The organism is Flammeovirga pacifica (genome assembly GCF_000807855.2).
Taxonomy (GTDB): Bacteria; Bacteroidota; Bacteroidia; order Cytophagales; family Flammeovirgaceae; genus Flammeovirga; species Flammeovirga pacifica.
The window spans coordinates 390,888-413,780 of the sequence record NZ_JRYR02000002.1; the positions used below are offsets into that span (position 1 = coordinate 390,888).

The window sequence follows — 22,893 nt, forward strand, 5'->3', positions numbered from 1 at the left end:
TATTTAATTTTGTTGCATGACTTATCTAATGTTATAACTATCTTTTACCCTTATTACAATGAGACAAATACTTTTAACTCTATCTATGATATGTTTGTTTTTCACTTCTCAAGCTCATGTCGGCGAGAAAATAAATCAACTATCTAGAACATCATTAAGCTCTATTAAAGGTACCTCTTTTCAAAATGATGATGCAGTAAAATTGATTGATGATTATTTAGTCTTTAATCAAGAGAATCAAGTTGATTACCTGTATAACCCAAATAATGGAGAATTAGTACTTTACTTAAAAGACGGTTTACAAAAAGTAGAAGTAATGGATTACCATATCACTTCACAAATTACAAATGTAGACTTTAAGGTAAACGACAAGATCATTCTTCACGTGAGTTATTATACTGACTCAGGAAAAATTCTACTTACTCGCTCAAAGCAGTACAGTGAGTTTTGGGAAGAATATATTCCAGTGATCACAGAACTTTAGGAGTATGATGATACAAAAAAGTCAGATAGAATTAATACTATCTGACTTTTTTGTGTTATTTACTTATCGCTTTTGTAAATGTTGATGTCAATCGACCATTAATGATTTTATGAGGAGGAGCACTTGCGCCATAATGTAAATTAGCAAATGCTTCTATGTCATTAAAGGCAATGTGGATACTTTTATCATTAGCTTCATATACTAAAACTTTTTGGCAAAAAGCATCTAAGCCTAATTTTGGAAACTTATTCATAGCTTTACCACCTGGAGCAGGACCACCAAATAATAATAAGCCACTTTTTGGTAGTGCAATATCGTATTTCATAGCTTCTTTTTGATAATCAATATCAGAAAACCATCTAGTATCGCCTTGTGATAATATTGCCTTTTTTAAGTTCGCGATAGTTTCTTCATAATTATACGCTGACTTAATATCAATAATACCATAATGTTTTGTTACTCCATCAGTAGATACTTTTGAGATGCTACTACTTGGCAATTTTTTAATTGCTTTTTTATAATCATGACTTAATGTATTTAGGCTTTGATCAGAAATTTCATACCTTTTTTGAATAAAATCTTTGTCTGCATAAGCAACAGTTGGAGTGGTTTTACCAGGTTCTGCATAAACTAATACACGATAAGGTAAATCCAATCCCACTAAAATATCTTTTGATAAAAGTTGACTATTTACTTTTGGGTTAGAAAAAATATTCACTATTGAAGGTGGCATTTTTACCCCTTGTTCTGCAGCTAATCTTGAATGATCAATCATAACAATATTTTCAAAAGAGGATGTGTTCTCTTTTACTTTATTAAAAAAGCTATCCACCGAATTCTGAATTTCAGAAGTAACGATAATGAAACTTGAAAATATAGCAACTGTTATTAGTCCAAAAATAATATGTAACTTTTTCATCTCTTTTTTTTGTTTGATCTACAACTTCTAACGCTATTCAATTTCGTTCAGTTTCAAAATCTCATTTTTCTTACCATAGATCAATTTTTTGTGCAATTCACTCAGAATAAATCCTCAATCTTCTTCTAATTATCTAATTAGATGTATGAAAAGTAGATAATATTTTGAGCATGTGAATTGTAGATAGGCTGCATTATTTATGAAGACATTTGCTCAACAATCAATAGTTATAAAGAATAATGAAACCAATTTTTGAAAAAATAATTACCCACTCAGGAAACTTTCATGCAGATGAAATACTTGCAATAATTTTATTAAAGCAGTTTAAGTTTATCAACGATAAAACTATAATAGAGAGACGTATACCAACAATACTGGAGTTGAACGATACTTGTATTTGTTGTTTAGATGTGGGCTTAAGCTATTCCCCAAGTTGTGGGAATTTTGATCATCATCATAATAATCAGTTAGCAGCAACATGCCAATTAGTATGGAGATATCTTCATGCACATCATCAAATAGATGATTGGGAATATAAGAATGCTCCCTTAGCAGCTTTTATAAAAAAAGTGTCTCAAATCGATACTGGAGTCATAGCAAATGGTGGTGAATTGGGGTTTTTCAATTCTTTCATTAAACAATTTAATGGCACTAAGAATGGATTCAATAAAGCATTGAAATGGGGAGAGCAAACATGGGAATTAATGTGGTGGAATCATACTCAGTTAAAATTAGAAAGGAAACAGTTTAGGCAATTAAAAACAGATACAAAAGTGATAGTTTATCAAGATCATAAATTTAAAAACTGGCATTATTTGGCAAATGAATTAGGTATTGAATTTTTAATTTCTCCTTTAAACAAAGAACAATGGATTATACGGAGTGTGCATCCTCAAAAGTATCCTTTACCTATCAGAAGTGATTATATTTTTAGACATAACAGTGGTTTTATGGCTATAATAGCATCAAAAAGAAAAGCCTTAGAAATAGTAAAAGAGATTCTTGAGTTGTGTTCATAGGGTTGATCTACAATAACTTACATGTAATTTTATGTTTCACTTTATCAATTAATCGTATAAATAATCATTTAAATGTTTCAATTTGCAGAATACCATGATAATTTTTTTGTACCTTAATTTATTGACTATTTATAAAATTATATGATGAAGAATATACCTATTTTTATTTTTTTATTTTATTGTACTCACATTTTTTCTCAATCTATAACTCCTGAACGTAAAAGTTGTTTAAATACTAGAGTAAATTCTCCTTTTTATTCAAATATTTCACACCCAGGTGATGATGAATTTGAGCAAAAAATCAGTTTACTATTATATGAAAATAGTCATCAAAGAACCAAAGAGGAGGTAATGCAAATACCTGTCATTGTACATGTTATACATAATGATGATTCTCTTGGTACAGGAGCAAATATTGCTTATGAGCAGGTTTTGTCTCAAATAAAAATATTGAATGAAGATTTTAGAAGAAAAGTAAATACTCCAGGTTTTAATGATCATACAGCCGGAGCTGATGCTAAAATTGAATTTGTTTTAGCCTTAAGGGACCCCAACGAATCACCATTAGCAGAACCTGGGGTTCATAGGTTTTCTACCGATAAGGAGCATTATACGGCAAATGAATTTCAAATGGCAGTGAAACCAATAACAATTTGGGATCCTACAAAATACCTAAATATTTGGACAACGACCTTTGGAGGATCGGATGCGAATACATTAGGTTATGCCCAATTTCCGAATGTACCGTCAGACGTAGAAGGTATTGATGGGTTAGACCCTATTGGGGGGATGGCTACTACAGATGGTGTCGTTATTGGATATCATTATTTTGGGGATACCTTAAATGTTCGAGCTCCTTATAATTTAGGGAGAACAGCAACACATGAAGTAGGTCATTGGTTAGGCTTAATTCATATATGGGGTGATGGTGATTGTGATGATGATGATTATTGTAATGACACGCCTTTAGCAGATGGATATAATGAAATGTGTGTAATTAATAATAGTTGCATAGAGGCTGAGAATGATCAGAATGATATGATTGAGAATTATATGGATTATACACCTGATGCTTGTATGAATATTTTCACGAATGATCAGAAAGCAAGAATGAGAATTGTCATGATGAATTCTATAAGACGTAAAGAATTATTAAATTCTGAAAAGCACATACCACTGACTGTTCCAATGGCCAACTTTGAGGCTGATTCAACTAATTTAGATATCAATACATATATTACATTTAATGATTCTACTTTGAATAGTCCATCTAACTGGATTTGGTCTTTTGAAGGAGGATCACCATCAACTTCCTTAGCACAAAATCCAAGAGTGCAATACAGAGAATATGGTAATTTCGATGTGACTTTAATTGTTAGTAATGCTGTAGGCGCAGATACGATAGTGAGGGAGAATCATATCTCTGTAGCTAGAGTAACTTCTTTAACTAAGGAACTTAATGCTTTGAGAGTCTATCCAAATCCAGCATTAAATACTATTTATGTCGATTTTGGAAAACAAATTGGAGAGAAAAAAATTGAAATATTTGATCTTAAAGGAGTGAAGGTGTTTCATCAAAAAACAACGGAGTCGTCTCTAAATGTGACCCTAGAAAAATATCAATCTGGACTTTATATAATTAAAGTTGACAATGGTACTTCATTTGAAATATTTAAAATCTTAAAAGAATAAGCAAAAAAAGAGGCAACCAAATTTACCGAAGTATCATTAGTTACCACTTTTGAATGTACAATTGCATCACAAATTTATAGATTTGTACCTACATAACAAATAGGGAAAGGAATCATAAGAAGGATTTAAGTCATATTTGATCCCATTTTTTAAACATTTTAAGTCTAACATTCTCATTTCTAAAGCAATTAAAAGAAATGTATTTTTTTCTTAATACTTAAAAAAAATGTATCAAAAATGAATTTCCTCCGTATAAATAACTATAACAATAAAGATGGAGGTGAAAAATGTCTATACAAGCAAAATCATTAAGAATTATGAAAGCTTTACCTCAGAATAAAAAAGTGTTGCTTGAAGAGGTTTTAAGAGAACTCGAAATTGAAACAAGTAACACGGAGCTGAGTTGTATCGCAAATTGTTTAAAGAGGAACGGTCTCGTTGATCTCGATACGTCAGATCATAAAATATTTGTTGGATTAACAGACGAAGGAAAAGAAATAATTCTAAATATTTAACGATTCAAGAAGATTAAAGGTAGTGATTCACTACCTTTCTTTTTTGCTCATATTTTTAACAAAGATAAACATGATGGCATCTAATTTTTTTTCATCTTTACTAAATGAATTTTGATAAATTAGATATCAGTTCAAAGGCTCAAAGAGATCAATTAATTGAGGAAATTACTCTAAAAGGGAAGCAATTTGAATTATACGATGCGATAAAAAATCATGATGATAACCATGGAAATCGTTTAGCTTGGGTGTTATGTACCCTCTGTGATGATAATTATGAATGGCTTAATCAAAAAGTGGATGACATTATAGTTTGGCTACCCAAAGTTAAAACTACTGGTATTATTCGTTCAATGCTTAGAGCAGTCAATCAATGTGATTTATCAAAGAAGAGTGAGGGAGAGTGGATTGATTTTTTATTTCAATCTTTAACTAACATGGAAAATCCTATTGCAGTAAAAGTTCATGCTATGGAACTTTTATCCAGATATTGTACTATTTATCCTGAGTTATCCAACGAGCTAATTATTATTTTAGAGGATGCCTTACCTTATTATTCTGCTGCAGGAAAAGTTAGAGCGAAAAGAATCTTAAATAGACTTAAGAAATGAAAATATTAATCACAGGAGCAACGGGAAATATAGGTAAACCATTAATTCAATTTTTGGAACGATCTTCTAATGAACATCAGATCTATGCCACTGTTAGAAACATTAATAACCCTAAAAATGATTTCTTAAAACACTCATCTATAGAGTTGTTAGAATTTGATTTTGAGAATATAGATCACTATCCTCGATTGTAATCATTTGATTATATCTTTTTACTTCGCCCTCCACATATAGCGAATATTCCAAAAGTATTCGAACCTTTATTGGAAAAAATTAAGACTTCCATAAAGGGAATCGTTTTTCTATCTGTTCAAGGAGTAGAAAAAAATGAAATCATACCACATCATAAAATAGAGAAACTTATAAAGGAAAAGAGTATACCCTTTGTATTTCTAAGACCATCTTATTTTATGCGAAATTTAACAACAACCCTATATGATGATATTAAAAGGGAAAATAAGATCATCTTACCTGCAGGTAATGCATTATTTAATTGGGTTGATGTTAATGATATCGCTGAAGTAGCGTCTGTAGTAATGATTAATTTCGAACAATATAAAAATGAAGCATTAGAAATTACTGGTAAAGAATTGAAATCATTTCCCCAAGTAGTTACTCAAATAAATAATCAATTATCAATAGATTTGAAATTTAAATCAGTTAATCCGGTTCGTTATTTCTTTTATAAGAAAAGACAAGGATATGCTATTCCAAAAATTATGGTAATGATTTTATTACATTTTTTACCTAGGTTTGATAAAATACCCAAATTATCTACTAATGTTGAAAAAATATTGAATCGGTATCCAACAGATATTGAGACTTTTATAAACAATAATGAGTCGTTTTTTAAAAGAGGTGAAGAGCCTAAAACATTAGGTTAAAATTTCGATTTTGGCAAAATTGCCATTTTCGTTACTTTAGATTTACTGCAATACTATTTTTTGATAGTAAAAAAATAGTATTGCAGTTTTTTATTTTTATTAATTTATGATCAAGTCGATCAATTAGAAGAGCATTATTATTTATGTATTCTTAAAATTAACTAGCAAAAAAGAGATAAGTTTAACTACTTTTTTAGTGTATTATGATAGATATTTTTTGATTTAGTTTTGGATTAACCAAAAATTCTTAGGGTTGTTATACATCATCATAATAGTATTTGCATCATTTCTTACCAGACGCCCCAAGGTAATAAGTTGAAATTTAAATTATTTAATATTATTTTCACGAGAATGCTCTAATATTTTTTAATTATACAAGACGAAAACTGATAAAATAATGGCAGTTGAATTACATAGAGGCGATCATTTTAATTTAGATTCATCAGAAGGGAATAATCTGAGTCACTTTTGTGTTGGTGTCAATTGGGGAGCAATAGAGAAGCCCGTTTTCTTAGGATTGTATAAAAAACTCATTAATGTTGATTTAGATTTAAGTGTCTTATTATTAGATGAAGAGAATAATTTAATAGATTATATTTTTTCACCTAAACATAAAAATGTTCAATTGAATGAAAATACAATTGAATGTGGTAAACTTATTACGAATGATAGTGCATTAAGGCATAGTGGAGATGATATTACAGGAGATCAAGATGGTGATGATGGATTAGACAATGAAGTAATTATTATTGACTTAAATAAAGTAAACTCAAGTGTTGTTAAAATACTATTTTTCTTAAATCATGTAGGTGAAGGAGATTTTTCTAAGGTACCTTTTGCCAAGATCAGAATGTATGATGGAACACCATATAAAATAAACCATACTTACGCATCTTATGATATTTCTAGCATAAAAAAATATTCAAATCGTAATGCTTTATTAATGGGGAAATTAGAAAAATCAAACGGTATTTGGGATTTCGAAGCCTTGGGAGAAGCTTTTACTGTGAATAACTTAGGAGATACTATTGCAAAAATTTTAAAGCATGCACAGTAATGTAATTGTAGAGTTGAATTGTATTATTGTAAGATTATATCATAATATATTATAGGTCAGTTAGTTATGTTGTGAATAGTCTTATTTTTAATAACTATATTTATAAGGTTCAACCTAATTTATCTTTATGAATACACTACCTAAAGACCTAACTATTCTTGAAACTTTTAATTTTTCTGCAGATGAAAAGCTAAGCATACTAAGATTTTCTAATATGATAGCTGCAGCCGATGGAAAAGTACATAAAGGTGAAATCACTTTTATGGTAGATTTAATCGAAAACTTGAAATTACCTATTTCAGCACCTCTTGAAGCAAATAATTTATCTTTTGATGATGTCGCTTCAACAATCAAAAAGATGACGATAAATAAAAAAGTATTGGCATTTGAGATATTTAAAAGTATGATAGAATCCGATAATGAAGTGCATGAAAAGGAAGTGAAGATTTTTCATAAACTGAGAATGATGATAGATCCCAAAAAGAATTTAAATATTTAGTATGACCACCTTTTAAGGTGGTTTTTTTATTTTTATACCACAGAAATAATATCAAACAGAAGTGAAAACATCTTTTTCACAAATTATAATAGTTTTATTACAAAATTTAAATGAAAACTGAAGAACTTTAACTGTTGATTGTAGTTATTTGCATGTGAATTGCGTGAAAAATTCGAATGCACGATCGAAATTTGCCTCAACTTGTAGATCAATATCAGTTTTATGACTAACAAAGGATATAAAAAGCTTAGTTTATTACTTTCGTCTCAGATAAACCATGAGATAGACATTAATTCTCATGATCCCATTATTAATCACGAATCAAGTGATAATTTTTGGGACTTATTCATCAAATATGCTGATGAATATGAATTAGCCATTGTAAAAACAGAAGGTAGTATAGATGAACTGATATCTCATCTTGAAAAAAGTATCACACCTTATATTGCAGAATCTAATATAGAAGGTGTTCGTACGCCTGTCATCTTTTGCCCAAATGATGATGGTAAAGTTATAGCTATAGCTGTTGATAAATTGGGTCAAGATTCTGAAGTGAATCTTAACATGGCACTAGAACAATTAATTAGAAATGATAATGGTGAAGTAAGCTATGCCATACCAATTTCTAATAACCCTATAATTTCTACAGAAGAAACTAAACAAAAGAATACATCACTTTCTAGGTTGTATCGCCTTCTTAGTGCAGAAAAAAAAGATATTAGTTATATCTATATATATGCATTACTAATCTCCTTATTTGGTTTGGCCTTACCTTTAGGGGTACAAACAGTGATTGAATTAATTGCTGGGGGAGTAGTTATTGATTCTATTACGGTAATGATTGGTTTAATCATATTATTTACCATGTTTACTGGAATGCTTCAAATAATGCAGCTAAAAGTAGTGGAGACATTACAAAGAAGGGTGTTTGTAAAAGCAGCCTTTGAATTTACATTTAGGATTCCTAGAATAAAATTAGAATCTCTTTTGAGTTCTAATGCTCCAGAATTGATGAACCGCTTTTTTGATGTAATCACTATTCAAAAGAGTTTACCAAAATTCTTGATAGACCTTTCGGGTGCGGTATTACAAATCCTATTTGGTATGATATTACTATCATTCTATCACCCTTTATTTATTGTTTTTGGTGTAATTTTAATATCAACATTAATTATGTTGTTTTATGTCACAGGACCAAAGGCATTGGCAGCCAATATGGTGGAGTCAAAATATAAATACAAAGTGGTTCATTGGTTAGAAGAAATGGCAAGAACATTACCATCGTTTAAAATTGCAGGAAGAACATTTCTTCCAATGGAACGAATGGAAAACTTAACAAACCACTATTTACATTACAGAGAAAAGCAGTTTAATGTAGTCATAAATCAATTTATTTTTGTTTACATTTTTAAGACGCTAGTGACAGGTGGACTTCTAATTATCGGTTCTTGGTTAGTCATTAATAGACAAATGAATTTGGGGCAGTTTGTAGCCTCTGAAATTGTCATTGTATTAGTACTTTCAGCATCAGAGAAATTGGTATTGTCTATGGAAGTAGCTTATGATATGCTAACTGCAGTAGATAAAATTGCCCATGTTACCGACCTACCTTTGGAAAGAAAAGGAGGTGTTTTTGTCAAAAAAGTAAAAGACAGAAATGGATTTGCTATTAAAATGAAAGACGTACATTATGATTATCATGGTCATAGAACGGCTTTAAAAGGAGTAAATCTAGAAATTAACTCTGGTGAAAGAATATGCTTAGGTGGATATAACTACTCTGGTAAAGACACTATGGTATTTGCATTAGCCTCATTCTTGGAAGATTACAAAGGTGCGATTTCTTATGATGGATATAATTTAAGAGACGTTGATTTGATAGATTTGAGAAGTTCTATATCTAAGAACTTATCAGAAGAAGAACTATTTGATGGCACTCTTTATGAAAATATCAAAATGGGAAGAGAAAGCATTACCTATGAAGATATTATATGGGCTCTTGAAAGTGTAGACCTCTTAGAATTTGTACAAAAACAACCTGAAGGTCTTCATACATTAATCAATGGATCATCACATGTATTCTCAGAAAGTGTTGCCATTAGATTTATTTTGGCTAGATGTATTGCAGATAGACCTCGACTCTTAATCTTTAACAGAACATTCCAGGAATTAGATAGTTCAATGAGATTTAAGATATTAAATTTCTTAACGGATAGAAAAAATCCATGGACACTGATCTTTGTTGGTAACGATCCAATTCTTTCTACTTTATGTGATAGAGTGGCTCTTATGAATGATGGTAAAGTAGAAATTATCGGAACATTAGATGAAGTGAAAACACACGATAGTTTCAAACATTGTTTCTTAAATACTAACAACTAATCAATACTATAATGCTTAATATCACACCTCATAATTCAGACGATAAAAAACAATACGATAAGCGTTTTGGTACGTTAAATACTTTGAATACACCCAGTGAAGCAAAAAAAGTAGCTAGGGTTCTTATTATTATTATGGTATTATTCTGTGTTGTTTTGTTTCTACCATGGCAGCAGAATATTCGAGCTAGAGGCGAAATTACAGCCTTAACTCCTAAAGATCGTCCACAAAAAATTCAATGTCCAATTGATGGAACGATTGCAAAATGGAACGTACAGGAAGGTCAACATGTAGATTCTGGTCAGGTTTTATTGACGATATCAGAAATTAAAGATAAATATATTGACCCAGATATGATCCTTAGATTGGAAGAAGGGATTTTAGCAAAGGGAAAGGCTATTAGTGCAAAAGAAGATAAAGTTTCTGCAAAACAACGTCAATTAGAAGCATTAAAAGCTGGTTTGAAAATCAAATTAAAGCAATTTGATAATAAGATAGAACAATCAATACTAAAGATTGAAGGGGATAGTATAGCTTGGGAAGCCTCAAAAGTAGATCTGAAAAACGCAGACCGTCAATTCAAGGCAAATCAAGAACTCTATAATAAAGGTCTTATTTCTTTAACGAAATTAGAGACATTTAAATCGAAATATCAACAAAACGTTAGTAAGGAGGTGTCTTCTAGAACAAAACTAGAAATGGCTCGTAACGAATATCAAAATGCTATTTTAGGGAAAAATGCCGCAAGAAATGAGGTATTAGATAAAATAGCAAAAACAGATTCAGAACTTTCTACTACTTTGTCTGATATTGCGGATAGTGATGCAGCTTTGGCAAAAGCAAGAAATGAGCTGTCAAGTATGGAAATACGTGCAGGTATGAGAGTTATTCGTGCACCACAAAAAGGTATTGTTGTACAAGCTTTAAATAGTGGTATTGGTGAAAACGTAAAAAGTGGAGAAGCTTTGTTAACACTTGTACCAGATCAACCTCATCTTGCAGCTGCAATTTTTGTAAAAACAATGGATGTACCATTAATTGAGGAAGGACGACATGTACGTTTACGTTTTGATGGTTGGCCATCGATTCAGTTTTCTGGGTGGCCTAGTGTGAGTGTAGGTACATTTGGAGGTAAAGTTGAAGTTGTTGACTTTATGAACCAATCTGATGGAACCTTTAGGGTGTTAATTACTCAAGATCCTAAAGAAAAAGACGAGGATTGGCCAGAAGAATTAAGAATGGGTACCGGTGTGTTTGGATGGGTTATGCTTGAAGAAGTGCCAATTTGGTACGAATTATGGCGTCAGATTAATGGTTTTCCACCAAGTTTAAAAGATTACAAAGGAGGTAAAGATGCTAAGAAATAAATTAATTAACATATCTCTCGGTCTGCTACTTTCTTTTTATATTTCTCCTACTTTAGCTCAAGATAGCTTATCAAATGAGCAACAAGGAGATGATGTGAAAATTATAACCTTAGCAGATTTATATGATTTAGTGATGTTATATCACCCCATTTATCAACAAGCAGAATTACTTTCTGAACAAGGAAGGATGCAGATAAGAATGGGTAGAGGTTCTTTTGACCCTAAACTTGAGTCGAAATACGATCAAAAAGTATTCAAAACTAAAGACTATTATCAAAAATGGAATACTTACGCAAAAGTACCTTTATGGGCAGGTAGTTTAAATGTAGGCTACGAAAGAAACGATGGATTAAACCTAAACCCAGAAAATGATACTGATGGAGGGAATGGTTTAATGTATGTTGGTTTGGAATTACCTGTTTTGAAAGGCTTATTGATGGATGAAAGAAGAGCTTCTTTGAAGAAAGGGTATGCCATGCAACAAATGACAGAAGCTCAACAAATAAAGCTAATCAACAAATTGGTGCTGCAAATTGCTAAAGATTATTGGAATTGGTATTATACTTTTCATCAATATCGTTTAGCTGAAGAAGGATATGAATTAGCCAGATTTAGAAAAGAGTCAATTGATGAAAGGATAAAGCAAGGTGATTTGGCAGCAGTTGATGGAGTGGAGGCACAAATCACAATTCAACAAAGGGAAATCAATCTAAAAATTGCTGAATTAGAACTTCAGAAATCAAAATTAGTGCTGTCTAACCATCTTTGGAATGAGGATAATCAACCACTAGAGATCCTTGATGCAATTCAGCCTGAAGAAATGGGTGTGGAAACACTTCCTGATTTAGAACAAATGATAACCGAGGCTCAAGAGGCACATCCTGACCTAGTTTCTCTCAAAGCAAAAAGTACCATCTTAACGCTTGATCAAAGATTAGCTAGGGAATCTGTAAAACCAGAGTTGAATCTTAAATACAATTATTTGGGTACAACAAACTCTAGTTGGGAATATGGTTTAAACGAAAACTATAAGTTTGGTGCAAGTTTTTCTATGCCTTTATTTTTAAGAAAGGAAAGAGCTAAACTTCAGATGTCAAAATTGAAAATTCAGGATAACGAATTCCAAATTGTCATGAAACGCCGTCAATTAACCAACGATATCCAAAAAGCATTTTTAATGGTAGAGAACTACGTAGATCTAACCGAAATGCAACAAGAGATGTCTCAAAATTACATGATTTTACTACAAGGAGAAACAGATAAATTTAATGCAGGAGAAAGCTCTGTATTCTATATGAATGTTAGAGAAGGGAAATTGATAGAAGCACAAACAAAGCTTTTTAAAATGAAAGCTGAATTTGCTAAATCGATGGCAGAATTAAACTGGACAGCGGGGATATCACCCAACTTTTAATCTTGATTAATTTATTCAATTCCTTATTATAATGATAGGTAAATTTTAGATATAGTACGATTCCGTGATTTGATATAAAGATATTTATCAATTATACTGATTTATAACATTCTGAAATTTAATTAAGAAGCCATAGCTACAATATGATAGTTATGGCTTTGTTTTTGTTTAGTATTTTTTGACATATTAACATACAGCGAAGTAATATATTTTTAATAATTAATTGTTTTTGAATCCTTTAGGGGATAATTATCCTAAGAATAGTCCATGACTATTTTATTTTAATACTATTTTTTAGACTACTTCGTTAATTAAATATATTGATACAATTATAACTACTACATCTGATAATGCACTCGATAATGAATAAGTTTTTATTATTAACAATATTATTATTAACAACTTTTTTTTCTTCCTTTTCGCAAATTAGAGAAGTGGAAGAATCAGCTAAATATGCACCAAAGCATGCAACCACTTCAGTAGCAGCGTTAGCAGATTATTTAACAGCTAACGAAAATACAGATAGACAAAAAGCCTTAAATATATATACTTGGATTGTCCATAATATTGAGTTAGATATCAAAGCGTATACTGAAAAGAAAGTACACTATGAGACTGCTGAATATGTATTAAAGAAGAGAAAAGGTATTAGCCATGATTTCGCAAATCTATTTCTAAAATTATGTGAGAGTGCTAATATCGAGACTCATTTAATAACGGGGCATATTTTTACAGATAATAAAAGTATTACTACTAATTTTTATAAAGCAAACCATTCATGGAATTCTGTTTATTTGGATGGTGAATGGCATTTAGTAGATGTTACTTGGGGTTGCGGCGTTATCTCTAAACAGCAAACGAAATCATCATTCTTTAAGAAAAAGTCTAATTTTTATAGACCACAATTTATTAGTAAGGTTGATTACAGTTATTTCTGTACTTCACCAAAGTTGTTTATAGAAACTCACTTACCATCCAACCCTGTATGGCAATTATTAGAATATGAAGTTACTGTACAAGATTTTATTGCAGGTAGATTTCCATTTGCTAATACTGTCGTAAGAAATTCAGCGAAGTTAGATGAGTATATCTTATTAGAGGATGCTGAATCATTCTACATTGATGCTAAAAACGCTATATCTTATAATAAGAAAAACTTTTCTACTATGGGAGTGGCTTCCTTAAAGATGGCCGAGTCGATGTTAGATAAAAAAGACTCTACAATCTCAAAAGAGGAATTACATGATATTTTATCAAAATATTATGAAGAAGCTACAAACTCAGCTTATTCTTATCTAAGATTCATTGATCTTTATTCTTCCATTGAAATTGATGCACTTAAGCTTTGGGTAAGACACTACCTTCAGCAGCCAATAGACAAACGTCAAAAATTCATTGATAGAAACTGGATTAATAAAGACGAGATCAAAGAGAAAAATGAACAGATCACTTCTGCTTATAATTACTATCAAGAGTTAAAACATAAGTTAGGGCAAAAGAAATATCCTGAATTAAAGAAGCCTCGTAGAGAAGTAGATTATGATGAATTTTATATTGGTGTGCAGCAAGCTCGTTTAGTCGGGATTGATTCAGCTATATCGGTATCTTTTGAACATCATAAAACCTTGGAAGTGGAAAAAGATACTATAAATGCAAAATTAGAACACGCTAGTAGAGATCTAAGGAATTTATCATCTCGTCAGATTAAATTCTTAGGCCGACTAGAATATCTATTAAAAGCCAATGTTAGCTTAAACATTCTTGAACATCAAGCACACCAAGTGATGCATGTTGAGAGTAATATTAAAATATTGTCACAACAGGTAAAAGCATTAGAGAAACTTAGAACAGAAAACCATACTGTTTTATCAAAGCAAACATCAGTATTAAAAAGATTATATAAAGATAAACAAGAGCTCTTGAAAGGTTTATATATTAAATCTAAATGTAATGAAGCTTATAAAGAAGAATATGATAAAATTACAGTCAGCACAAAATCGATTTTTCATAAACAATTAGATGAGAAATATCATCAATATGAAAAATTAAAAGAACATGTTTCTACTTTAGAAATTGTGAATGAAAATCTAACCCAACAAAAGGAATTAATTAAGCAATTAGATGCTATAGTGATTGCTTTTACTGACTTGAAAACCAAAGAGATAGAGAAAGATGCTCAAGAGGCAAAAAACATGTGTGATAACATCATTCAAGTCAGCTTAGAAAAAGCTAATAGTATTAAGAAAAACAAAACACTCTAGAATCTAGTTCTATTAGGTGAAAATTTGATAAATGAAGATATTTTAGTAAATTTGTAATAGAATATAACGATATAAAGAAAAATTATAACTATTTATCGAAATCAGATTTGTCTAAATTATCTACTAATCAGGTTTACTAACTCTAATTTTTGAACTATATAATGAAAACATTACTTACAACATTATTTTTTGTTTTTCTGGTCCAACTATCAAATGCAGAAAATGTAAACAAAGTAGCAGTTGATGATTACATCAATTGGCTTCAAGGTATTGTTTCTTTGAACGACACTCAAATCGAAGTAATTCGTGAGTTAAGAAAAGAATACGAAACTGCCATTTCTACTATTCCAAAAAACGATTTTGAGAGAAGAACGGAAGTTCAAATTAATTTTTGGAAGAATAGAAACAAACAGTTAGACAGAGAAAGCCTAGTTAAATTAGGTACTTATCAAATCACTGATTTTGAAATCAAAAAAGTGAAAGAAATGCTTGGTTTTTCGGACGAGCAAGTTGCTGCCTTATCTGATAAGCTATCATCTTACAATAAAGTTTTAATGGGAGCAAAGCACATCTACGATACAAATTCACAAGAATTTAAAGAAGTAGAAGAAATGGTGTACACTCGAACTTATGAAGCTATAGAAGAAATCTGTTCAGAAAGCCAAAAACAAAGATGTGGAGATATGAAAAATGCTATACTTACAAAAATTAATAAGTATATCAACAGATACATTCATTACTCTACTACTACGACAATAAACTAATAAATTACTTATTTTTAACTTCCAGTACCAAACACTAATGACTGAAATTTTCATTGGTCTAATTAAATTATTAGGCTTAAGTGTAGTAATTATTTTTATTATTAATAATAAAAAAATTAATCATCGCACTTGGTTTAAATGAACTAAAAATTCAGCAAAACTGCTATCACTAAATGATAGCAGTTTTTTTATATCTATACTTTTGAAATAACAATCGATTTCACTTTTTAAAATAAACGAAATACTAATTTCCTTCTACAGCCAATAACATTTATCACGCTTTCTCTGAAGAAAAGTTGAATATCATTTAAAGGTTAATCGTTGAATATAAAGAAGCCAATACCTGCAGGGTCTTTAAGTATGATATTGTCTACTTCGTTATTTTCATTGAAATGTGTGATCTCCTCAGCAATAGGAATATTTTTATCTTTTATGGCTTGGATAATCTTAGGGTTTCCTTCTTTACCATTAAAAAATGTAAGTGATGGGTTAAAAAATTGATGTGGACACATGCCATATTTCATTAAGCTTATCATTGTTCCATTTGCATGAGACATAGCTACCCATCCTTGGCTTGCTTCACCCATACTTATTTGGAAACCTAGTGTTTCCCAAAATTGAATTGAAGCTTCCATTGAAGGTGTTTCTATTGAAATACCCATACATTGCCCTGGTAGTAAATCATTTTTAGAAGAAAATTCTGGAGGAGGGGTATTTTTAATAAAGACCTTCACTCCTGAAGGAGCAATACAAACAGTTGAATCTTCTTGTGAGTGTACTTGATAATTCGCTTTTTGTAATTGCGAAGTAGCATTAATATCAAATAGCACTAAGCCTAATCGGTCTTGCTTGTTATTACCTATTAGAATTTGAGAGGCACTAGAAACTGCCCATGACTCATGATCATTTTGAACAATTTCGTAGTTTAATGAGGAATAAAAATCAACTGATTTTAATTGCTCAGTAGTAATAGTTTGAATAAATAGATGGCTCATAATAGAAAAAGCTGTCTTAGAAGACAGCTTATGATTTAATTAATATTGTACTAAAGAGTTTACTTGGTATTTTTTTATCTTTTCAATACCGTTCAAGAAGGTTAAGTCTATGATGAAGTCTAGCTGAACAACTTCTCCTCCAGCAGCTTCTACCAGTTTCACAACAGCTTCAGCGGTTCCACCAGTAGCTAATACATCGTCATGTATTAATACTTTATCTCCTTTTTGAATAGCATCTTTGTGTATTTCTAAGGTATCAGTACCATATTCTAAAGCGTATTCTTGAGAGATAGTCTCAGCGGGTAATTTACCAGGCTTTCTAACAGGAATAAAACCAGCATTAATTTCTAAAGCGATCATTGGTCCAAAGAAGAAACCTCTAGATTCCATAGATACCACCTTTGTAATTCCTTTACCTTTAGCCAATGCTACGAATTGGTTTAATGACTCTTGCATAGCCTTCGGATCAATAAGTAAAGTGGTTATATCTTTAAAACCAATACCCGGCTTAGGAAAGTCTTCTATATCTCTAATATATTTTTTTAAATCCATTTAATTGTATGATTAATATTTATAATTGAATGTACTAATTTTTTGATTCAAATGATTTGATATACTCACTAGGACTTATACCAAATTGCTTTTTGAAAACTGTAGAAAAGTATTTTGGATCAGAATAGCCACTTTCATAAGCAACATTACTAATACTTTCATTTGATTCTAGTAATAGTTTTTTTGCATGATTTAGCCTTTTTGTCTGAATATACTCTTTTGGCGATAAATCTGTGAGTGCTTTTAATTTACGATAGAGTACCGGTCGACTCATACCTACATCTTTACAGATTTCCATCACATTATAGTTGGCATCCGTTAAGTGATCATCAATTAATTGATCTATTTTAGTTAAAAATTGATCATCTAAGCTATCTACTTTTTCATTTATCTTAGGAATAACAATTCCTTCCTGAATTTTACTTTGATATAGTGTACGTAGAGTTTTTCTATTTTCAACTAAGTTGATAATCCTAAACTTCAACATTCTGATATCAAAAGGTTTGATCACATAATGATCGGCTCCATGCATATAACCTTCAGCTTTATACATAGACGCATTTAATGCAGTAAGAAGTATAATTGGTAAATGAGATGTTTCAATATTACCCTTTATTTTATCACATAGTTCATAGCCATTCATCACAGGCATCATTACATCAGAGATAACTATGTCATAATGGTTTTCTAACAATGCTTCGTAACAGAGTTTTCCATTTTCAAAAACATCCACATTAAAACTATCAGAAAGAGCAGAATGTATAAATGTTCTAAGTTCTGCATTGTCTTCAGCAACTGCTATTCTGAAATCATATTTTACCTTATCTTTTTCAGAAAATTCTTCACCATAATGAGAAATATCACTTGGTACTGTATCATTTTCTAAACCTTCTACTTTTTTAGGTAATTCTAAATAGAATGTGGTCTGAACATTTTCTTCACTTTTAAAGAAAAGTTTACCATTCATTAAAGAAGTATATTTATAAGAGAGAACCAAACCAATACCACTACCAATTTTTTGGTTCTTCATTACGTTCTCTGCTCTATAAAAACGTTTAAATATATGTTTTTGATTATCTTTTGGAATCCCCATTCCATGATCCTCTACACTTAAAGAAAAACGATCTTCAGCAGATTCAATATGAATTTGAATGATATCATTCTCTTTCGTGTATTTGATGGCATTAGAGATAAGGTTGTAAATAATCTTTTCTACTTTATCAAAATCTAGGTGTACTTTGAGCTCATCTAAATCAGTTTTAATAGAAATTTTTCCGCCTTTTTTCTCTAATAGTGGTTCAAAATCCCTAGAAAGTGTTTTTGTTAAGTTGATGACATCAAAGTCTTTAACAATAAGCTCCTCGTTGATTTGATTAATGCGTTCATAATCTAATAATTGAGTAATTCTTTTATTCAAACGAACTAAATTACTTCTGATCATTCCAATTAGCCTTGATGCTGTATCATCTAAATTAGTATCCGCTTCTAACTTTTGAAGAGGCCCTTGCATTAGTGTTAAAGGCGTTCTTAGTTCGTGGGCTATTTCAGCAAAAACGGCATTTCTAGCTTTGAGATTTTTTTGTTGTAAATAATCGTAATAATTTTTATAAACCAACCATAAAAAGAGTACGAAGAGTACTAAATAAATGATTTTTGCCAATGTAGTTTTCCAAAAAGGAGGGGAGACAATTACGGTCAAATTCCTCTGATCTAATTCTTTCAATTTTCTACCGGAAAACATATTTACCTTTAAATTATAGGTGCCATACGGTAAGTTTTGGTAGGTAATTTCAGCATTGATGGATCTTGCCGACAAATTATTGTCAAATCCCTCCAATTGCCAACTGTAAAGTATGGCATCATTTCTATAATCTGGACTGACAATATGTAAAGAAAAACCTCTGTCGGGATGTTCTAAGTAAATTGTATCACATAAATTAATACTTTTATCTAAGGTTTCATCTTTATTAGCGATGATATGCTTGCCATCAATAAATAATTTATCAAATGATAGTTTGTGACGAATATTATCAGTTGATTTAAAGTTGATAGGAAGTGAATAGAAACCATCATAAGTGCCTATAATTAAAGTATTATTATTAATAGAGCAAGACCCTTGATGTGTTTCAATTTTTTTCAGTAAACGATGTATATTTTTTACTTTTCCATCAGCATAAGTGAAACTATAAATACTATTATCACCCATTACATAAAATTCTTGATAGCCAGCTTTTATTATTTGACTGATATGATTCGGTAATGAGTTACGACCTTCTATTTCAATAGGTTGAGTAGTGGAAGTTTCTAAATTGAAAACATAAAGACTATTGGATTCCGTTCCTAGAAATATTTGTTTTTTATCGACTGCTTCAAAACCTGTAACAGTAATTTTATCTAAAGGTGAAGTTAAGATAGAAGTATCATTTTTTATTTGATAAATACCTTCATGATTAGCTAGAAATAAAGTGTTTTGAGGAGCACTATAAAATAATTGTGAGACACTTGGAATGGAGTGATAAGTAAATTTATTGTCTTGTAAATCTAACTCGAAAATAAAGCCTTTTACCAGCTTAAACCACATCTTGTCACCATACAATTGTAATTGAACAATAAATTTACTGCTATATTGTTTACCGTTGGCTTCAAAGTTTTTAATCGTCTTTAGTACTTTAAACGTTTTGCCGTCTAAGTAAAATAAGCCAAAACCATAAGAAGATACCCAGAAATTTTGATGTCTATCTTCTACAATATTATTGATCACAAAACTCTCTTTATTATTAAAATTTTTAATAAAGTGATTTGGTCTTAAATATCTTTTTTTACTGTTTTTATCTCTAATAACAATACCCTTGTCTGTTCCTAATAGTAATCGTTTTTTTGAATCTCTGAAAGAACAGTAACCATGGTTGGCAGTTAAGTGGGTATCTGGGTCTGTATTTATTTTTTTCAAATAGGGTTTATGTGGATTATGTAAATAAAACCCTTTACCATAAGTCGATACCCATAAGCGGTTATATTGATCTACATCTAGATCATTTATTGCTAAGTTGTTTAATGATTTTAAACTGTTTGTTTCTGCTTCATGTCCATCTAAATCAAAAATCATTACACCATATCCATCAGTAGCAGCTAAAACCTTGTTTTTGAAACTGGAGAAACCACTAATTTTATAGTCAATGTTGTTTTTTATGTGATTGATTTTGTTGTTCTGAATGAGGTAAATTCCTTTATTGTAAGTACCAATCCAAACGGAATTATCAGAACTCTTGAATAAACTTGTTATGCCTGCACCTTTGAGATTGATGCCAAAAAGTTGGAAAGGTCTCGCCTCGTCATTTTTTATAATTTGAAGTCCATTTGGACTAGCAATTAAGACACCTTGTTTTCCGTAATCACACAATGCTGTGATTCTTTTATTGACATAGATCTTTTTGATGGAATTCGTTTTGGGAGTCCATCGAATCACCATTTTCCAAGACATAAAGTAATAGTCATCTTGGTTTTGAACTATTCCATTTATCCCCCCTCGTATTGTTTTTTCGTTTAAATTAAATTTAATAAATCGATCTTCAGATTCATTAAATTTATAAAGCCCTTTTCTACAATAGAACCAAAGTTGTTCTTCTTTATCTATGTATAAACCAGAATGGTTTTTAAAGTAATGGACCTCTTCATTAGACTCATCAAAGATGGAATATTTACGAAAAGATTTACCATCAAAACGTTGTATAGCATAGGGAGTTATAACCCAAGTAAAGTCGTTTTTATCATTTACAGAAGTATATACAATATGACTACTGAGCCCACTTTGAACATTAAAATTATCGAATTGTAAATTTTCTTCAAATTGTCCAAACGCTAATAATGACAGTAGTTGTAATATTATAGCAAGTCTAATTTTCATTACACCAAAATTTGGTTTTTAATTCTATGAAAAGTAAGGATAAATATACTCTATCCTTACTTTTAAAGGAACATTTTATTGTTAATCATTATTTCTAAACTAACATAAATCATATTCATGACACCATTTTATTTAAATGGGAAATGATTTACTTTAATGATTTTCCAAAATCAGGGTTCTTAATAGGAGTTTTACTTTGGGTATTTTGTTTCCATTGGTTTAATAAACCCTTTAATTCAGTAATTTTTTCTGGATATTTTGAGCTCACCTCTTTAGTTTCATAGGGGTCAGTATTCAGGTTGAATAAAATATATTCATCTCTTTCTACATATTCCGTCATTTTAAAACCTTTATGTTGAATTACATTTACCCACTCAGATCTAAACGTTTTCTTTTTGATGTTATAACCAGAATAATTAGTGTATTGCCAAACCAAAACTCTATCTTTTAATTCTTTTTTCTTATTGGTAAGAATAGGGTAGAGGCTCTCACCATCAAGAGGTTGATTTACTTTTTTGATATCAGTAAATGACATTAATGTTGGATAAATATCCACTTGAATTATAGGTTCAGTAGCTTTTGTATTTGCTGGTATTACTTTCGGATATTTAAAAATATAAGGTATTCTAATTCCACCTTCAAGAGTACTTCCTTTAAAACCTTGATAAGGTTTATTAAACATGCCATTATCTGTTTTATAATGACCATTATCTGATGTGAAAATAATCAAAGTATTATCACCAATACCTAGGTTTTCAATCGCATTTAAAACTTCACCAACACTCTCATCTAAATTAGTAATCATTGATAGTACTTTTAGCGCTTCCTCATCAAGTTTATATTTATTTTTAAAATATTGAAGTGTTTCAGGCTTCGGTTCCAAAGGTTTATGTACGAGATAGTAAGGAAGAAATAAGAAAAATGGTTTATTTTCTTTTACCTTTCTAGTCATAAAATCAATGCCTTTTCGTGTCGTATAATCTGCATTAAATTCATTTTCTAAAACATCCTTTTGGGTTGGGTGTTGAGAAAAATTGAAATGACTTTTAGTTTCTATCGCTTCATCAAAACCTTGATTATTCATGCTTAATTCATTGATTCCTAAATGCCATTTACCAAAGCCAGCTGTTGCATAACCTTTCTGTTTTAGCATTTCAGGGATCAAAATTTTATCTAAACTTAAACCTACTCCTTTATGGGTTGGGCGATTATTTTCAGGAGGGAGATAACGCATATTATACAGCGTTTTTTTATCTTTTTTAAAGCGATCAGAAACTCTATAAATTCCCTGCCTAGGTACATATTGTCCTGTCATAATAGCTGCTCTTGATGGTGCACAAGTAGGATCAGTAGCATACCCATTACTAAATAGCATACCTTCAGAGGCTAATTGATCAATATGAGGTGTTTCTACATATTCATTCCCATAACTTCCTAACGCATTGATGCCTAAATCATCCGCTAAAATAAAAACAATATTGGGTTGTTTATTTTGAGCATAAGAAAAATGTACTAACAAAAATAAACTACCTATTATTAAATTTTTCATATCATTTCAAATAGTAGAGACCTAGTAT

At 30.6% G+C, this 22,893-nt stretch carries 19 protein-coding genes; 14 read left to right on the forward strand and 5 right to left on the reverse strand.

Annotated elements, in window-relative coordinates; genetic code table 11:
- The first annotated feature begins 58 nt into the window (after positions 1 to 58).
- Complete coding sequence (locus NH26_RS20805) at positions 59 to 484, forward strand: hypothetical protein (protein WP_139263221.1); 426 nt, start codon at positions 59 to 61, stop codon at positions 482 to 484.
- Between the two features lie 55 nt (positions 485 to 539).
- Here the strand turns inward: NH26_RS20805 and NH26_RS20810 are convergent, their stop codons facing one another.
- Positions 540 to 1,403, reverse strand: a complete 864-nt coding sequence (locus NH26_RS20810) for a DUF302 domain-containing protein (RefSeq protein WP_052431768.1) — start codon at positions 1,401 to 1,403, stop codon at positions 540 to 542.
- A 239-nt stretch (positions 1,404 to 1,642) separates the two neighbouring features.
- Between NH26_RS20810 and NH26_RS20815 the strand changes: the two genes are divergently transcribed.
- The 13 genes from NH26_RS20815 to NH26_RS20870 all read left to right on the forward strand — a co-directional run bounded on the left by NH26_RS20815 (position 1,643) and on the right by NH26_RS20870 (position 15,865).
- The gene (locus NH26_RS20815) at positions 1,643 to 2,422 is read left to right on the forward strand and encodes an MYG1 family protein (RefSeq protein WP_044218249.1); all 780 of its coding nucleotides are present in this window, start codon (positions 1,643 to 1,645) and stop codon (positions 2,420 to 2,422) included.
- Positions 2,423 to 2,563: 141 nt separating this feature from the next.
- A complete protein-coding gene (locus tag NH26_RS20820) occupies positions 2,564 to 4,114 on the forward strand; it encodes a M43 family zinc metalloprotease (protein WP_052431769.1) in 1,551 nt (516 codons plus the stop codon).
- A 287-nt stretch (positions 4,115 to 4,401) separates the two neighbouring features.
- The gene (locus NH26_RS20825) at positions 4,402 to 4,629 is read left to right on the forward strand and encodes a hypothetical protein (protein ID WP_071397252.1); all 228 of its coding nucleotides are present in this window, start codon (positions 4,402 to 4,404) and stop codon (positions 4,627 to 4,629) included.
- A gap of 104 nt (positions 4,630 to 4,733) precedes the next feature.
- The gene (locus tag NH26_RS20830; RefSeq protein ID WP_052431770.1) at positions 4,734 to 5,237 is read left to right on the forward strand and encodes a hypothetical protein; all 504 of its coding nucleotides are present in this window, start codon (positions 4,734 to 4,736) and stop codon (positions 5,235 to 5,237) included.
- A complete protein-coding gene (locus NH26_RS25175; protein ID WP_052431771.1) occupies positions 5,234 to 5,431 on the forward strand; it encodes an NmrA family NAD(P)-binding protein in 198 nt (65 codons plus the stop codon). The genes NH26_RS20830 and NH26_RS25175 overlap by 4 nt, the downstream gene beginning before the upstream one ends.
- Before the next feature lie 69 nt (positions 5,432 to 5,500).
- Positions 5,501 to 6,121 (forward strand): NmrA family NAD(P)-binding protein, encoded by a 621-nt coding sequence (locus NH26_RS20835; RefSeq protein WP_052431772.1) that lies wholly within the window; start codon positions 5,501 to 5,503, stop codon positions 6,119 to 6,121.
- A gap of 397 nt (positions 6,122 to 6,518) precedes the next feature.
- Complete coding sequence (locus NH26_RS20840) at positions 6,519 to 7,178, forward strand: TerD family protein (RefSeq protein ID WP_044218254.1); 660 nt, start codon at positions 6,519 to 6,521, stop codon at positions 7,176 to 7,178.
- A gap of 127 nt (positions 7,179 to 7,305) precedes the next feature.
- Positions 7,306 to 7,677 carry a tellurite resistance TerB family protein gene (locus tag NH26_RS20845; RefSeq protein WP_044218258.1) on the forward strand — a complete coding sequence of 124 codons (372 nt, stop codon included), beginning with the start codon at positions 7,306 to 7,308 and terminating at the stop codon, positions 7,675 to 7,677.
- 222 nt (positions 7,678 to 7,899) lie between these two features.
- The gene (locus NH26_RS20850) at positions 7,900 to 10,059 is read left to right on the forward strand and encodes a peptidase domain-containing ABC transporter (protein ID WP_084812305.1); all 2,160 of its coding nucleotides are present in this window, start codon (positions 7,900 to 7,902) and stop codon (positions 10,057 to 10,059) included.
- 11 nt (positions 10,060 to 10,070) lie between these two features.
- Complete coding sequence (locus NH26_RS20855) at positions 10,071 to 11,426, forward strand: HlyD family secretion protein (protein WP_044229791.1); 1,356 nt, start codon at positions 10,071 to 10,073, stop codon at positions 11,424 to 11,426.
- Entirely contained in the window at positions 11,413 to 12,840 is a 1,428-nt protein-coding gene (locus tag NH26_RS20860) for a TolC family protein (RefSeq protein ID WP_044229787.1), read from the forward strand. The genes NH26_RS20855 and NH26_RS20860 overlap by 14 nt, the downstream gene beginning before the upstream one ends.
- A 362-nt stretch (positions 12,841 to 13,202) precedes the next feature.
- The gene (locus tag NH26_RS20865; RefSeq protein WP_044229784.1) at positions 13,203 to 15,101 is read left to right on the forward strand and encodes a transglutaminase domain-containing protein; all 1,899 of its coding nucleotides are present in this window, start codon (positions 13,203 to 13,205) and stop codon (positions 15,099 to 15,101) included.
- Positions 15,102 to 15,262: 161 nt separating this feature from the next.
- Entirely contained in the window at positions 15,263 to 15,865 is a 603-nt protein-coding gene (locus NH26_RS20870; RefSeq protein WP_044229781.1) for a hypothetical protein, read from the forward strand.
- 314 nt (positions 15,866 to 16,179) lie between these two features.
- On the opposite strand, the gene NH26_RS20875 is transcribed toward NH26_RS20870, so the two are convergent.
- From NH26_RS20875 to NH26_RS20890, 4 genes are all read right to left on the reverse strand, one after another.
- Positions 16,180 to 16,860, reverse strand: coding sequence for a VOC family protein (locus NH26_RS20875; protein ID WP_044229778.1), 681 nt, complete (start codon positions 16,858 to 16,860; stop codon positions 16,180 to 16,182).
- 39 nt (positions 16,861 to 16,899) lie between these two features.
- Positions 16,900 to 17,412, reverse strand: a complete 513-nt coding sequence (locus NH26_RS20880) for an adenine phosphoribosyltransferase (protein ID WP_044229776.1) — start codon at positions 17,410 to 17,412, stop codon at positions 16,900 to 16,902.
- Positions 17,413 to 17,446: 34 nt separating this feature from the next.
- Complete coding sequence (locus tag NH26_RS20885; protein ID WP_071397253.1) at positions 17,447 to 21,316, reverse strand: hybrid sensor histidine kinase/response regulator transcription factor; 3,870 nt, start codon at positions 21,314 to 21,316, stop codon at positions 17,447 to 17,449.
- Between the two features lie 148 nt (positions 21,317 to 21,464).
- A complete protein-coding gene (locus NH26_RS20890; RefSeq protein ID WP_044229097.1) occupies positions 21,465 to 22,865 on the reverse strand; it encodes a sulfatase in 1,401 nt (466 codons plus the stop codon).
- Positions 22,866 to 22,893: the final 28 nt, after the last annotated feature.